13 protein-coding genes are annotated in these 13810 nt (G+C 68.7%); 2 read left to right on the top strand and 11 right to left on the bottom strand.

Features of this window, described 5'->3' with window-relative positions; genetic code table 11:
• Positions 1 to 8: 8 nt before the first annotated feature.
• Complete coding sequence (gene grpE / locus ACIBG5_RS19855; protein ID WP_396392934.1) at positions 9 to 716, bottom strand: nucleotide exchange factor GrpE; 708 nt, start codon at positions 714 to 716, stop codon at positions 9 to 11.
• Positions 713 to 2581: a molecular chaperone DnaK gene (dnaK, locus tag ACIBG5_RS19860; RefSeq protein ID WP_396392935.1), complete on the bottom strand. Its 1869-nt coding sequence runs from the start codon at positions 2579 to 2581 to the stop codon at positions 713 to 715. Before dnaK ends, grpE begins: the two co-directional genes overlap by 4 nt.
• A gap of 282 nt (positions 2582 to 2863) precedes the next feature.
• On the opposite strand from dnaK, the gene ACIBG5_RS19865 reads away from it, so the two are divergent.
• Positions 2864 to 3328, top strand: a complete 465-nt coding sequence (locus ACIBG5_RS19865) for a GNAT family N-acetyltransferase (protein WP_131363682.1) — start codon at positions 2864 to 2866, stop codon at positions 3326 to 3328.
• Here the strand turns inward: ACIBG5_RS19865 and ACIBG5_RS19870 are convergent, their stop codons facing one another.
• Positions 3329 to 3721 carry a phosphoribosyltransferase family protein gene (locus ACIBG5_RS19870; protein ID WP_396392936.1) on the bottom strand — a complete coding sequence of 131 codons (393 nt, stop codon included), beginning with the start codon at positions 3719 to 3721 and terminating at the stop codon, positions 3329 to 3331.
• A gap of 678 nt (positions 3722 to 4399) precedes the next feature.
• On the opposite strand from ACIBG5_RS19870, the gene ACIBG5_RS19875 reads away from it, so the two are divergent.
• A complete protein-coding gene (locus ACIBG5_RS19875) occupies positions 4400 to 4942 on the top strand; it encodes an endonuclease domain-containing protein (protein ID WP_396392937.1) in 543 nt (180 codons plus the stop codon).
• Between the two features lie 61 nt (positions 4943 to 5003).
• On the opposite strand, the gene hutI is transcribed toward ACIBG5_RS19875, so the two are convergent.
• The 8 genes from hutI to hutU form a co-directional block, all read right to left on the bottom strand.
• A complete protein-coding gene (gene hutI / locus ACIBG5_RS19880) occupies positions 5004 to 6167 on the bottom strand; it encodes an imidazolonepropionase (RefSeq protein ID WP_396392938.1) in 1164 nt (387 codons plus the stop codon).
• On the bottom strand, positions 6164 to 7474 hold the full coding sequence (locus ACIBG5_RS19885; protein WP_396392939.1) for a formimidoylglutamate deiminase: 1311 nt from the start codon (positions 7472 to 7474) through the stop codon (positions 6164 to 6166). Before ACIBG5_RS19885 ends, hutI begins: the two co-directional genes overlap by 4 nt.
• Complete coding sequence (locus ACIBG5_RS19890; RefSeq protein ID WP_396393012.1) at positions 7471 to 8664, bottom strand: allantoate amidohydrolase; 1194 nt, start codon at positions 8662 to 8664, stop codon at positions 7471 to 7473. Before ACIBG5_RS19890 ends, ACIBG5_RS19885 begins: the two co-directional genes overlap by 4 nt.
• Positions 8661 to 9590, bottom strand: coding sequence for an ABC transporter substrate-binding protein (locus ACIBG5_RS19895; protein ID WP_396392940.1), 930 nt, complete (start codon positions 9588 to 9590; stop codon positions 8661 to 8663). The genes ACIBG5_RS19890 and ACIBG5_RS19895 overlap by 4 nt, the downstream gene beginning before the upstream one ends.
• A 99-nt stretch (positions 9591 to 9689) precedes the next feature.
• On the bottom strand, positions 9690 to 10340 hold the full coding sequence (locus tag ACIBG5_RS19900; RefSeq protein ID WP_396392941.1) for an ABC transporter permease: 651 nt from the start codon (positions 10338 to 10340) through the stop codon (positions 9690 to 9692).
• 1 nt (position 10341) lies between these two features.
• Complete coding sequence (locus tag ACIBG5_RS19905) at positions 10342 to 10998, bottom strand: ABC transporter permease (RefSeq protein ID WP_396392942.1); 657 nt, start codon at positions 10996 to 10998, stop codon at positions 10342 to 10344.
• On the bottom strand, positions 10995 to 11999 hold the full coding sequence (locus tag ACIBG5_RS19910) for an ABC transporter ATP-binding protein (protein ID WP_396392943.1): 1005 nt from the start codon (positions 11997 to 11999) through the stop codon (positions 10995 to 10997). Before ACIBG5_RS19910 ends, ACIBG5_RS19905 begins: the two co-directional genes overlap by 4 nt.
• A gap of 149 nt (positions 12000 to 12148) precedes the next feature.
• Positions 12149 to 13804 (bottom strand): urocanate hydratase, encoded by a 1656-nt coding sequence (gene hutU / locus ACIBG5_RS19915; RefSeq protein WP_396392944.1) that lies wholly within the window; start codon positions 13802 to 13804, stop codon positions 12149 to 12151.
• Positions 13805 to 13810 lie beyond the last annotated feature (6 nt).

Here is a 13810-nt window from a genome sequence, read left to right on the forward strand (position 1 = left end):
CGTGTCGCCTACTCCGCGGACTTGTCCGCGGCCTGGTCGTCATCTGAACTCTCCACCGGTACGCCGTCCTGCGCGGCGTCACCAGGTAGTTGCTCGGTCGGTTCCGAGACGGCCACCCGGGCCGCCCGCAGGACCCGCTCCCCGAGGCGGTAGCCCGGCTGCATGACCATCGTCGCGGTCGGGCCGTCCACCTCGTCGGAGTAGTTGTGCAGCAGGGCCTCGTGGATGCGCGGGTCGAAGGTGTCACCCTTCTCGCCGAACCGCACCAGGCCGAGCTTCTCGGTGACCCGCTCCAGCGACTCCGAGACCGCCTTGAACGCGCCCTCGAGTTCGCCGGCCTCGCGGGCCCGGCCGACGTCGTCCAGGATCCCGAGCAGCTCGGTCAGCACCGTGCCGATGACGAGCTCGCGGCTCGCCTCCCGGTCCCGGTCCACCCGGCGTTTGTAGTTGACGTACTCGGCCTGCAGTCGCTGCAGGTCCGCCGTACGCTCGGCGAGCGCCTCGGTCAACAGAGCCTCCTGGGCAGACGGGCCGATCAAGTCCGAGGGATCCCGCGGCGGCTGTGCGCCCGGGGTGCCCGGCATGCCCGGCTGGGGGCCCGGTGCGGGAGCCTCGGAAGGCTCCCGCAGCGCGCCGGTGTCCGGGTCGATCCGGCGCTTGTCCCGGACGACGGGCTCGCCGTCGCCGAACTCGCTGCCAGTCGGTCGATCCGTCACTTGTCCTCCGTCTTGTCCTGCGGCCGGTCCTCGTCCACGATCTCGGCGTCGACGACGTCGTCGTCGTTGCTGCTGTTGTTCGCCGAGTCGTCCGCCGTCGCGCTCTCCTCAGAGCTGCCGCCGGCAGCCTGGGCGTTCGCGTACATCGCGGCACCCATCTTCTGGCTGGACTGGGCGAGCTTCTCCGACGCGGCCTTGATCGCGTCGGCGTCCTCACCCTCGAGGGCCTTCTTCAGCTCGGCGACGCCGTCCTTGACCTCGGTCTTGACGTCGTCGGGGACCTTGTCCTCGTTCTCGGACAGGAACTTCTCGGTCTGGTAGACCAGACCCTCGGCCTGGTTGCGGCTCTCCACCGCCTCGCGGCGCTGGCGGTCCTCCTCGGCGTACTGCTCGGCGTCGCGGACCATCTTGTCGATGTCGTCCTTCGGCAGCGCGGAACCGCCGGTGACGGTCATCCGCTGCTCCTTGCCGGTGGCCAGGTCCTTGGCGTTGACGTGCACGATGCCGTTCGCGTCGATGTCGAAGGTGACCTCGATCTGCGGCACGTTGCGCGGCGCCGGCGGCAGGCCGGTCAGCTCGAAGTTGCCGAGCGACTTGTTGTCGCGCGCCATCTCCCGCTCGCCCTGGTAGACCTGGATCATCACCGACGGCTGGTTGTCCTCGGCCGTGGTGAAGATCTCCGAGCCCTTGGTCGGGATCGTGGTGTTGCGCTCGATGATCTTGGTGAACACGCCGCCCTTGGTCTCGATACCCAGGCTCAGCGGGGTCACGTCGAGCAGCAGGACGTCCTTGACCTCACCCTTCAGCACACCGGCCTGCAGGGAGGCGCCGACGGCCACGACCTCGTCCGGGTTCACGCCCTTGTTCGGGTCCTTGCCACCGGTCAGCTCCTTGACCAGGTCGGCCACCGCGGGCATCCGGGTCGAACCGCCGACCAGGATGACGTGGTCGATCTTCGACACGTCGATGCCGGCGTCCTTGATGACGGCCTTGAACGGGGCACGGGCGCGCTCCAGCAGGTCGTTGCTCATCTTCTGGAACTCGGCCCGGGAGAGCTTCTCCTCCAGGTGCAGCGGGCCCGACTCGGTCAGGCTCAGGTACGGCAGGTGGATGGTGGTCTCGGCCGCGGCGGACAGCTCGATCTTGGCCTTCTCGGCGGCCTCGGTGAGGCGCTGCATGGCCATCTTGTCGCCGGACAGGTCGGTGCCGTTCTTGTTCTTGAACTGGGTCACCAGCCACTGGACGATCCGGGCGTCCCAGTCGTCACCACCGAGGTGGTTGTCACCGCTGGTCGCCTTCACCTCGAAGACGCCGTCGCCGATCTCCAGCAGCGACACGTCGAACGTGCCACCACCGAGGTCGAAGACCAGGATGGTCTGCTCGGTGCCCTTGTCGAGGCCGTAGGCCAGCGCGGCCGCGGTCGGCTCGTTGACGATCCGGTGCACCTTCAGACCGGCGATCTCGCCGGCCTCCTTGGTCGCCTGGCGCTGCGCGTCGGAGAAGTACGCCGGCACGGTGATGACCGCGTCGGTGACCTGCTCCCCGAGGTACGCCTCGGCGTCCCGCTTCAGCTTCTGCAGCACGAACGCGCTGATCTGCTGCGGGGTGAACTTCTTGCCGTCGATGTTCACGCTCCAGTCCTCGCCCATGTGGCGCTTGACGGAGCGGATGGTGCGGTCGACGTTCGTGGTGGCCTGGCGCTTCGCCACCTCGCCGACCAGGACCTCGCCGTTCTTGGCGAAAGCCACCACCGAGGGCGTCGTGCGCGCTCCCTCGGCGTTGGGGATGACGGTGGGCTCGCCACCTTCCAGTACGGCGATGACGGAGTTCGTCGTACCGAGATCGATACCGACCGCGCGGGCCATGTGCTTACCTCCACACTGAGTGAGTCCGGGGGACGACCCCCGCAACCCCCGGAAACTTGAGTGATGCAGACTCAATGTTGCCGTTCGACCGCCTCGGATTCAAATCCGTGACTGAACAAACTTGAGTACACCTGGCTCAACATTGCACAACCCGTGGGTCATTCCCAAGATGAGCCCCGATTTTCCGGGTCACGGCCAGGGACGGGCCAGGGTGCACCCGAACTGACCCCTGCCGTGGACAAGGCTTTCCGTGGGAGGGTGTTCACCGTGAAGCTCCGCCCGATGACAACCGCTGACGACGCCGCGGTGCTTGCTTTGAATGCCACCGCGGAAGGGTTGGTCGAGCCGCTCGGACCTGCCCGGCTGGACTGGCTCCGCCTGATCGCCGCTCATGCTGTCGTGGTCGAGGAGGACAGCCGCCCGGTCGGCTTCGTCCTCACCTTCACGCCGGGGTCCGCGTACGACGGTCTCGAGTTCGAGTGGTTCGCCGCGACGTACGCGGACCGGTTCCTGCTGGTCGAGCGGATCGTGGTCGCCGAGGAGCGCCGCCGCCGCGGGATCGGTACGGCGGTCTACCGCGCGATCGAGCGGGCAGCGAAGCCGTTCGACCGGGTTGTCGCCCGCGTCCGCTCCGACCCACCCGACCCGGCCGGCCTCGGCTTCCACGCCTCGCGTGGGTACACCGAGGTGGGCAAGCAGCGCCTGCCGACCGGTGCCACCATGGCGCTCATGGCCAAAGACCTCTGATCACAGCGCCCGGACGTTGAGCAGCGCCCGCAGTGGGAGGTCGTGGCGCAATCTGGCATCGGTGAGGCCATCGACGATGCAGGCCGCACCGATCCACTGCGCGCCGCTGTCCTCCACCAACTGGCGGGCAGTGACCGCGGTTGCCCCCGTATCCGCCCAGTCGTCAACCAGAAGCACTAGGTCACCAGCCCGGACCAAGTCCCGCCGGAAGCCGAACACGACGTGGCGGTCGCGGTAGTCCGGTGCCGTCGTCCGCTGCACCCATCGATCGCTGTCGGTCGCCGGCGCGGCGTTCTTCCGCATCTCCACGAACCCGACCCCAAGAGCCGCCGCCGTCAACGCGCCAACCAACGCACCACGCGAAACCGGCCCCACCACGACCGTTGGCGTCACGTCGTACAGGCTCCCCAACGCAGGTCCAAGCTCCCGCAACAACCCGGCATCCCGCCACCACCCAGTGACGTCGGCGTAACTACTTCACACGCCCCGATCCGTCCGCCACCGGAACGCCGACCGCAACCGCAACCGCAGCTCCCTGTCCATCCCCCCAGGGTGACGGCTACCGCTTTGGCGCGCATCTGATTTGCGGACCGCCACCACTCAGTAAGTCGGCCGACGCGTCCAGTCGTACGCTCGGCGCTGGCGGGATCAGGCAATGTAGGGCGCCTTGGTGAGTGTGGGCGGTCCGCCTGTGGACAACCCAGGCCTCCGCGCGCCGCAGCCCACCATCATGGAGTCGTGGCAGACGTGGCCGAGGTGCTCGGCAGACGCGGTGGGAGTTCGACCTTCGCCGATCTACGCGCCCTCATGTCCGCACGGGCCATCCGGGATGCGTTGGCTGCGGGACAGATCCGCCGCGTCGCGAAAGGTGTCTACGCTCTGCCGGAGGCGCCACCCGCCTTGACGGCCGCACGCAGCCACGGAGGCGTCGTGTCTCATCTGAGTGCGGCGGAGCACTGGGGCTTCGGGGTGATCAACTTGCCACCACTGCCGCATGTCACCCTTCCTCCGGGCCGGGTCCGACGTCGGACAGGACTCCCGTGCGTCTTGCATTGGGCAGACGTACCTGCCTTGAACGATGCGACGACTCCCGTCCGGACCGTTCTCGACTGCATCCGCACCTTGCCGCTGGCCGAGGCACTCGCGGTAGCAGACTCTGCCCTACGTGCCGGCGGCGTCGACCAGGACGAGATCCTGGATGCGGCGGCGAAGCTCCGCGGACCACATCGGTGCCGGGTCCAGCAGGTCGTCGCTCTCGCCGACGGGCGTGCGGAGTCTGTGCTGGAGTCAGCGCTACGCGCCTTGCTGATCCAAGCTGGGTTTGACGGCTTCGTCCCCCAACTGGTGGTTCAGGACGATGAGTTCTCGGCGCGGTTCGACCTCGCGCATCCCGGTCTGCGGATCGGCCTGGAGGCCGACGGGTTCGAACATCACGGCACTCGCCGGGCGCTGGTCAGGGATTGCCGCAGGCACGTGAACCTGGCCGTCCGAGGTTGGCGGATCCTTCGCTTCAGCTGGGAGGACGTGATGTACGACGGCGAGTGGGTGGTGGGCGCCGTCGAGCGGGCGAGCGGGCACCCGCCACTCACCAAGCGCGGACTCCGCGCAGCTTGAACGCGGATCCGAGCGTGCCGCCTCTGTCGCCGGAGCAGTTGGTGAGTGGGGGCGGTCCGGCTCAGACCGGCCGGCCGGCCGCGAAGGTGCGTGATACGAGGGGGACGGCGGGGCGGTAGGAGAGGTGTAGGTGGGTGGGGGCGTCGAGGACGGTGAGGTCGGCTTGGGCGCCTGGGGTGAGGTGGCCTATGTCGGTGCGGCGGAGGGACGCGGCGCCGCCGGCGGTGGCGGACCAGAGGGCTTCTTCGGGAGTCATGTGCATCTCGCGGACCGCGAGGGCGATGCAGAAGGGCATCGAAGAGGAGTAGCCCGAGCCTGGGTTGCAGTCGGTCGCGAGGGCGACGGTGACTCCGGCGTCGATGAGGCGGCGGGCATTCGGGTACGGCGACCGCGTGGAGAACTCGATCGCCGGGAGGAGCCCGGCGACGACACCACTGGACGCGAGGGCGTCGACGTCCGCGTCGGTGAGGTAGGTGCAGTGGTCAGCCGCGGCAGCGCCGACCGAGCAGGCCAGCTGGACACCGGGGCCCTCGCCGAGCTGATTCGCATGCACTCGGGCTCCCAGACCGCGCGCCAGGCCGGCCTCGAGGATCGCCCGGCCCTGGTCCTCGTCGAACGCGCCGCGCTCCACGAACACATCGATCCATCTGGCAGGTCCGGCGGCCGCCTCGAGCATCGGGCCGGTCACCAGCGAGACATAGCCCGCCGGGTCGTCGGCGTACTCGGCCGGTACGACGTGCGCGCCCAGGTACGTCGTCTCGTCCGTGAACTGTCCCGCGATCTCCAGCGCCCGCGCCTCGTCCGCAACGGTCAGCCCGTACCCGGACTTGATCTCGACCGTCGTGGTCCCCTGCCGCCGCATCTCGGCGACCAGCCGGGCGACGTTCGCCGTCAGCTGCTCATCGGTCGCCTGCCGGGTCGCCGCGACCGTCGTCCGGATCCCGCCGGCGGAGTACGGCGTACCTGTCATACGGGCCGCGAACTCCTCGGCCCGGTCACCGGCGAACACCAGATGCGCGTGCGAGTCGACGAACCCCGGGATCACCGCGCGCCCGCCGACGTCGATCGCGCCGTCCGCGGCCGGCGCCTCCCGCCGCGACCCGACCCACGCGATCGTGCTGCCTTCGATCACCAGCGCGGCATCTCGCACCTCGCCGAGCAAGCCACCCCGAGCAGGATCGTTGGTCACCAACGAACCGATGCCCGTCAGCAGCAGCGAGGTCATTCCGTCACCGCCGCGATCGAGGTGGTCAGTTCGGCCGCCACGTCGATCGTCATGTGCTTGCCTCCAACAACTACACGCCGGCCGCCGGTGATCACGTCGGTCACGTCCGCGGCCGACGCCGCGAAGACCGCCGTCTCCACGGTGCCTCCGGTGCCCGCCGTACGGGCGCTGTCCAGCCGTACGGCGACCAGGTCGGCGCGCGCACCCACCTCGATCACACCGGCGTCGGCGAACCCGAGCGACCGGTGACCATCGGCCGTCGCGGCCTTCAGCAGCTCCGACGCGGACCAATGGCCGCGCTCCCGGGAGGCGAGCCGTTCGTCGAGCTCTACCGCGCGCATCTCGTCGAACAGATCGATCACCGCGTGGCTGTCCGACCCGAGCGTCAACGCTGACCCGGCATCGCGCAGCGCCACCGACGGGCCGATGCCGTCGGCCAGGTCCCGCTCGGTGGTCGGGCAGAAGCAGGAGTACGTCGCCGAGCTGCCGAGCAGGCCGACGTCGACATCAGTCAGGTGCGTCGCGTGGACAGCACTCGTCCGGCCACTGAGGAACCCGGCTTCGTCGAGCACCTGCGCCGGCGTCCGGCCGTACGCGTCCAGGCAGGCGGCGTTCTCCCCCACCTGCTCGGACAGATGAATATGGAGTGGTACGTCGGGGAACGCCGAGGCGACCGCGCCGAGTTGCTCCTGCGGCACGCCGCGGACGGAGTGAGCGGCCGCGCCGATCACAACGTCGTCGGATCCGGCGAGCAACGAGACGCGGGCAGCCCAGCTCGCGGCGTCGCCGTCGCTGAAGCGCTCCTGGACCGAGTTCAGCGGCTGGTCGATCCCACCGGCGATGTAGCACGTGTCCAGCAGGGTGATGCGCATGCCGACGTCGCGGGCCGCCGCGATCAGCGCCGTACCCATCGCGTTCGGATCGTCGTACCGGCGGCCGCCAGGGGCGTGGTGCAGGTAGTGGAACTCGCCGACGGCGGTGATGCCGGCGAGCAGCATCTCGCCGTACACGGCGCGGGCGAGGGCGTAGTACGACTCCGGGGTCAGCATCGACGCGACGGCGTACATCTGCTCGCGCCACGTCCAGAACGTCCCGCGCTCGGTCTGCGTGCGGCCGCGCAGCGCACGGTGGAAGGCGTGACTGTGGCAGTTCGCGAGGCCTGGTAGGACGAGGCCGTCGAGCCTGGTCGCGTCGCCTGGGTCCGCGCCGGCCTCGACCGACGTGAAGCGTCCGTCGGCGATGGTCACCAGCACCTTGTCGGCGATGCCGCCCGGGAGCAACGCGTGCGCGCACCAGTACGACGTCACTTCGCGAGGTCCCTCAGTACGGCAGCCAGGGCCTCGACGCCGGCCAGACAGTCGTCCTCTTCCGCGTACTCGGCCGGGGAGTGCGAGATGCCGGTCGGGTTCCGCACGAACAGCATCGCGGTCGGGATCCCGGCGGCCGAGAACACGCCGGCGTCGTGGCCGGCGCCGGTTGGCAGCACGGGTGCTCCGTTCAGTACGTCGACCAGGCGGTCGCGGAGGCCGGCTGGGAAGTCCACGATGGATGAGACGGACTCGGGTGTCACGGTGAGCGTCGTACCGTCTCGCTCGGCGCGTTCGGTGGCCTGCTTGGTGATTGCCGCGAGCAACGAGTTCAGGGTTGCGTCGTCTGCTGCTCGGGCGTCGAGCCAGGCGGTCACCTGGGACGGTACGGCGTTCGTGCCGTTGGGCTCGACGGAGACCCGGCCGAAGGTGGCGCGGGCACCGGCGAGGCGGGCCTGCTTGTTCGCGGCGAGCGCGGTCATGGCGTAGGTGAGCATCGGGTCGTGCCGGTCCTCCATCAGCGTCGTACCGGCATGGTTGGCCTCGCCGCTGAACGTGAACCGGTAGCGGCCGTGCGGCCAGATCGAGCTCGCTACACCGACCGGCGCTGTCAGTCCGCGGCCCTGCTCGACGTGCAGCTCGATGAACGTGCCCATCCGGTCGAGGAACGCCGATGGTCCGACCCCAGCCGGATCCGTCCCCGCCGCTTCCAATGCCTGCGCGAGAGTCACGCCGCTGCGGTCCTTCAACCCCAGTGCCTTCTCGGCAGGCAACACTCCAGCCGCTACCCGAGACCCCAGACAAGGCATCCCGAACCGCGACCCCTCCTCCTCGACGAACGCCCCCACCCCGATCGGCACCGACGGCGTGAACCCGTCCTTCCTCAACAGATCCACAGCCGCCAGCGCCGACACCACCCCCAAGGGCCCATCAAAGGCCCCACCATCAATCACCGAATCCAAGTGGCTCCCGGTCACGATGCCTGGCTGGCCGGAAGGACCCCACCAGGCGATGAGGTTGCCTACGCCGTCGGATTCGAGGGTGAGGTTGCGGGCGGCGCACTGGTCCCGGAACCAGTGCGTCGCCGTGCGTTCGGTGGGGGTCCAGCCGCCTCGGTGGTACCCGCCCGTGGACGGGTCCTTGCCGATGGCAGCCAGCGCCGCCCACATCTGTTCGAAGCTCAAGGTCAGGACAACGGGTTCTGCGCCAGCCAGTCCTTCGCGACCGCGTCCGCGCTCTCCTTGCCGACGTCGATCCGCTTGACCAGTTCGGTCAGGGAGTCGGTGGTGAGCTTGGCCGAGACCGCGTTCAGCGTGGCCGCGACGTCGTCGGACTTGTGGTCGGTCCGGATCAGCGGAACGACGTTGTTCGGCGGCAGGATGTTCTCCGGGTCCTCGAGCTGGACCAGTCCCTTCTCCTTGATCACCGACTGCGTGGTGAACAGGTTGGTCAGCTGGATCTTGTTGTCCAGCAGCGCCTTCTGGCTCAGCGGGCCACCGGCGTCCAGCGGCAGGTACTGCTTGAACTCGACGCCGTACTTCTCCTTCAGGCCCTTCAGACCCGCGTCACGGACCTTGAACTCCGAGCTACCGCCCGCGACCATCTCCTTGCCGACCGGCTTCAGGTCGGCCAGCGACTTCAGGGAGTACTTGTCCGCGGTCGCCTTGGTGACCACGATGGTGTCCTCGTCGGTGGCCGGGGACTTGTCCAGCACCTCCAGACCCGGGGTGACCGCCTTCTTGAGCGCGTCGTACGCCCCGTCCTCGGTGGTCTCGGTGGAGTTCTTGTCGAAGTACGCCAGCGCGGCGCCGGTGTACTCCGGCACCAGGTCGACGGAACCGTCCTTGATCGCGGCCATGTAGGTCTCGCGGTTGCCGATGTTCGGCTTCTTCTTGACCTCGATGCCCTTGGCGGCCAGCGCCTGGCCGTAGATCTCGGCCAGCAGCTGGCTCTCGGAGAAGTCGGCGGAGCCGACGGTGATGCTGCTCACCTTGGACGGCGCGGGCGAGGACCCCGCGTCGTTGTCGCCGAGCTGGTCGCCCCCACCCCCACAACCGGCCAGGCCAAGCACCGCCACCCCGGCGATCGCAGTACGGATGAGTGTGGATCTCAACACGAGAGCCTCCAGTGTCTCGTCAGCCACCGGCAGGTGCCGGTGGATGTTTCGATGGGGCGGTTCATCAGATTCGTCCAGTTCATCAGATACGTCGGACAGTCAGTCGGCCTTGAGGCCGTCGGACACGGCGACCCGGCCGATCAGTGCGAAGAGCGCGTCGATGGCGATGGCGAGCAGGGCCACCAGCAGCGCACCGGTGAACATCTGCGGGAAGTCGCGGAGCTTCAGCCCGTCGACCACGTAGCGGCCGAGACCGCCGAGCGCCACCAGCGCGGCGATCGTGGCCGTGGACACGATCTGCAGGGCGGCGCCGCGCAGACCGGAGATGATCAGCGGCATCGCGATCGGGATCTCCACCTTGGTCAGGATCTCGCGACCGGTCATACCCATCCCCCGGGCGGCGTCGATCGTGGCCGGATCGACACCGGACAGACCGGCGTACGTCGAGGCCAGGATCGGCGGTACGCCGAGCGCCACCAGGGCGATCAGCACCGGCACGAAGCCGATCTGGTCGGTGATCAGGACCGCGAGCATCAGCAGGCCGAGGCTCGGCAGCGCGCGGGCGGCGTTGCCGAGGTTGATCGCGAGGAACGCGCCCCGGCGGGTGTGCCCGATCCGCAGCCCGATCGGCAACGCGATCACCGCGGAGATCCCGAGCGCAGCAAAGGTGTACCAGAGGTGCTCCAGAATCCGCGCCCAGATTCCTTCGTTCCCGGACCAGTTGTAGGCGTCGGTCAAGTAGTCCCACATGTCAGCCCACCTCCACCGGAGTGGCGGTGATGTGTGCCCACGGCGTCAGCAGCCGTTGCGAGGTGACCAGAACCACATCGGCCACCAGGGCCAGCAGCAGCGAGAGGACCACGCCGACGACGACCGGGGTCAGGAAGTCCTTCTGGAACCCCAGGGTGAACAGCTCACCCAGGCCACCGATGCCGATCACCGCACCGATGCTGACCATCGAGATGTTCGCGACGGTGACGACGCGCAGACCGGCGAAGATCACCGGTACGGCGATCGGCAGGTCGATCGCCATCAGCCGGTGCAGCGGGCTGTACCCGACCGCGACCGCCGACTGTCTGACCTCGACCGGAACGGAGCGGAGTCCGTCGATCACGTTCCGGATCAGCAGTGAGACCGTGTAGATGGTCAGCGCGATGATGATGTTGACCGTGGACAGCACCTTGGTGCCGAGGATCGCCGGGATCACGATGAACAGCGCGATCGACGGCAGTGAGTACAACACGCCGCCGAAGGCGATGAGCGGGTTCGCCAGCCAGTTGAACCGGACCGCGATGTAGCCCAGCGGCACCGAGATCAGCAGCCCGAGGATCACCGGGACGATCGACAGGTAGATGTGCTCGCGCAACTGTTCCCAGATCAGCCCGAGGTTGTCGCCGATCCAGGTCATGGGCGTAGGGCCTCTGCGACGATCGCCTGGTCGACGACACCGATCGCGCGGCCGGCGTCGTCCACGCAGACGCCGTAGCCCGACGGCGAGGTGAGGACGGCGTCGAGGGCCGCGCGCAGCGAGTCACCGCGGGTGAACACGGCACCGAGCGGCTGCATCTCGTCCGCGGTCTCGATCCGCCAGCCGACCGGCACGCCGTCGTCGTCCAGGATCAGGTCGGACGGCACCGGTTTCAGCGGCAGGTCGTCAGGGTGCACGAAGGTCAGGGCGCGGTAACCACGGTCCTGCCCGACGAATCCCCGGACGAAGTCGTCGACCGGGTTGGCCAGCAACTCGGCCGGCGGAGCGAACTGGGCGAGCTTGCCGCCGGTGCGCAGTACGGCGACATTGTCGCCGAGCTTGATCGCCTCGTCGATGTCGTGGGTGACGAACACGATGGTCTTGCCGATGTCGCGTTGCAGCCTGAGCAGTTCCTCTTGCAGCTGGTTGCGCACGATCGGGTCGACGGCGCTGAACGGCTCGTCCATCAGCATGATCGCCGGGTCGGCCGCGAGTGCGCGGGCAACGCCGACTCGTTGCTGCTGGCCACCGGACAGCTGGCTCGGATACCGCTCGGCCAGCTTGAGGTCGAGGCCGACGCGCTCCAGCAACTCCATCGCGGTGGCGCGGGTCTTGCGTTTGTCCCAGCCGAGCAGCTTCGGCACGGTGGCGACGTTGTCCACGACCGTCTTGTGCGGGAACAGCCCGGCGTGCTGGATCACGTAACCGATGCCGCGCCGCAGTGTCACGGCGTCCTTGCTGTTGATGTCCTCACCGTCGATCGAGATGCGCCCACCGGTGCGCTCGATCGTGCGGTTGATCATCCGCAACGACGTGGTCTTGCCGCAGCCCGAAGGCCCGACGAACACGGTGATCTGACCGCTCGGGATCCGCAGGGACAGGTTGTCGACGGCCACGGTGCCGTCCGGATACCGCTTGGTGACGTCCTCGAACTCGATCATGGCGCCCCTTCGCGCTCGTCGTCGGTCGCCCGAAAGACCCTAGCGGAACCGGAGACCGAAACCACGCGGCCGACCGGTTTCCGGTTCCCCGGGAAAGTGCACCATAACGGTAGAGAATGCCATGGTCGCACGCTGTCACATGATCCGGCTCAGGACTCCTGCATCGGAACCCTGACGCCTTGCTCGGCCGCGACCTCCGCGGCCTTGTCGTAGCCCGCGTCCACGTGCCGGATGACACCCATCGCGGGGTCGTTGGAGAGGACCCGTTCCAGCTTCTGCCGGGCCAGGTCGGTGCCGTCGGCAACCGATACCTGGCCGGCGTGGATGGACCGGCCGATGCCGACGCCGCCGCCGTGGTGGATCGACACCCAGGACGCGCCGCTGGCCACGTTCACCATTGCGTTCAGCAACGGCCAGTCCGCGATCGCGTCCGAGCCGTCGAGCATTCCTTCGGTCTCGCGGTACGGCGAGGCCACACTGCCGGTGTCCAGGTGGTCCCGGCCGATGACGATCGGGGCCTCGAGTTCACCCGAGGCGACCATGTCGTTGAACCGGACGCCGGCCTTGTCCCGCTCGCCCTGGCCGAGCCAGCAGATCCGGGCCGGCAGACCCTGGAACGCGACCCGCTCGCCGGCCATCTTGATCCAGCGGGTCAGGTGCTCGTTGTCTCCGAACAGATCGAGGATCGCTGCGTCGGTCTTCGCGATGTCGGCCGGGTTGCCCGACAGCGCCGCCCACCGGAACGGGCCCTTCCCCTCGCAGAACAACGGCCGGATGTACGCCGGCACGAAGCCGGGGAACTCGAACGCCCGGGAGAACCCGGCCTTGCGGGCCTCGTCGCGGATCGAGTTGCCGTAGTCGAAGACTTCAGCCCCCGCGTCCTGGAAGCCCACCATCGCGGCGACGTGCCGCGCCATCGAGGCCTGAGCCCGCTCGGTGAAGCCGGCCGGGTCCTTCTCCCGGGCGGCGGACCAGTCGTCGAAGTCGATCCCCACCGGCAGGTACATCAACGGGTCGTGCGCCGAGGTCTGGTCGGTGACGATGTCGATCGGTGCGCCCAGCTCGAGCAGCTCCGGCACGATCACCGCGGCGTTGCCCAGGACACCGATCGACAGCGGCCGGCGGGCCTTCTTGGCCTCCTCGGCGAGCCGCAGCGCGTCCTCGAGCGAGTCGGCGCGAACGTCGAGGTACCGGTGCTCGATCCGCCGGTCGATCCTGGAGGAGTCGACGTCGATGCAGATCGCCACACCGTCGTTCATCGTGACAGCCAGCGGCTGCGCGCCGCCCATGCCGCCGAGTCCGGCGGTCAGCGTGATGGTGCCGGCCAGCGTGCCGCCGAACTTCTTCGCCGCGACCGCCGCGAACGTCTCGTACGTGCCCTGCAGGATCCCCTGGGTGCCGATGTAGATCCACGACCCGGCCGTCATCTGGCCGTACATGGTCAGCCCCAGCGCCTCGAGCCGGCGGAACTCCTCCCAGGTCGCCCAGTCGCCGACCAGGTTCGAGTTCGCGATCAGTACCCGCGGCGCCCACTCGTGCGTCTGCAGTACGCCGACCGGCCGGCCGGACTGCACCAGCATCGTCTCGTCGTCCTTCAGCGTGGTCAGCGTCCGGACCATCGCGTCGAACGAGTTCCAGTCCCGGGCCGCCTTGCCGGAACCGCCATACACGACCAGCTCGTCGGGGTGCTCGGCGACCTCGGGATCGAGGTTGTTCTGCAGCATCCGCAGCGCGGCCTCCTGCTGCCAGCCGCGGGCGGTCAGGGTGGTGCCGCGGGGCGCGCGCACAGGACGGGGTCCGGACATGGGTGA

The sequence above is a fragment of the Kribbella sp. NPDC050241 genome (assembly GCF_044459685.1).
Classification (GTDB): Bacteria; Actinomycetota; Actinomycetes; order Propionibacteriales; family Kribbellaceae; genus Kribbella.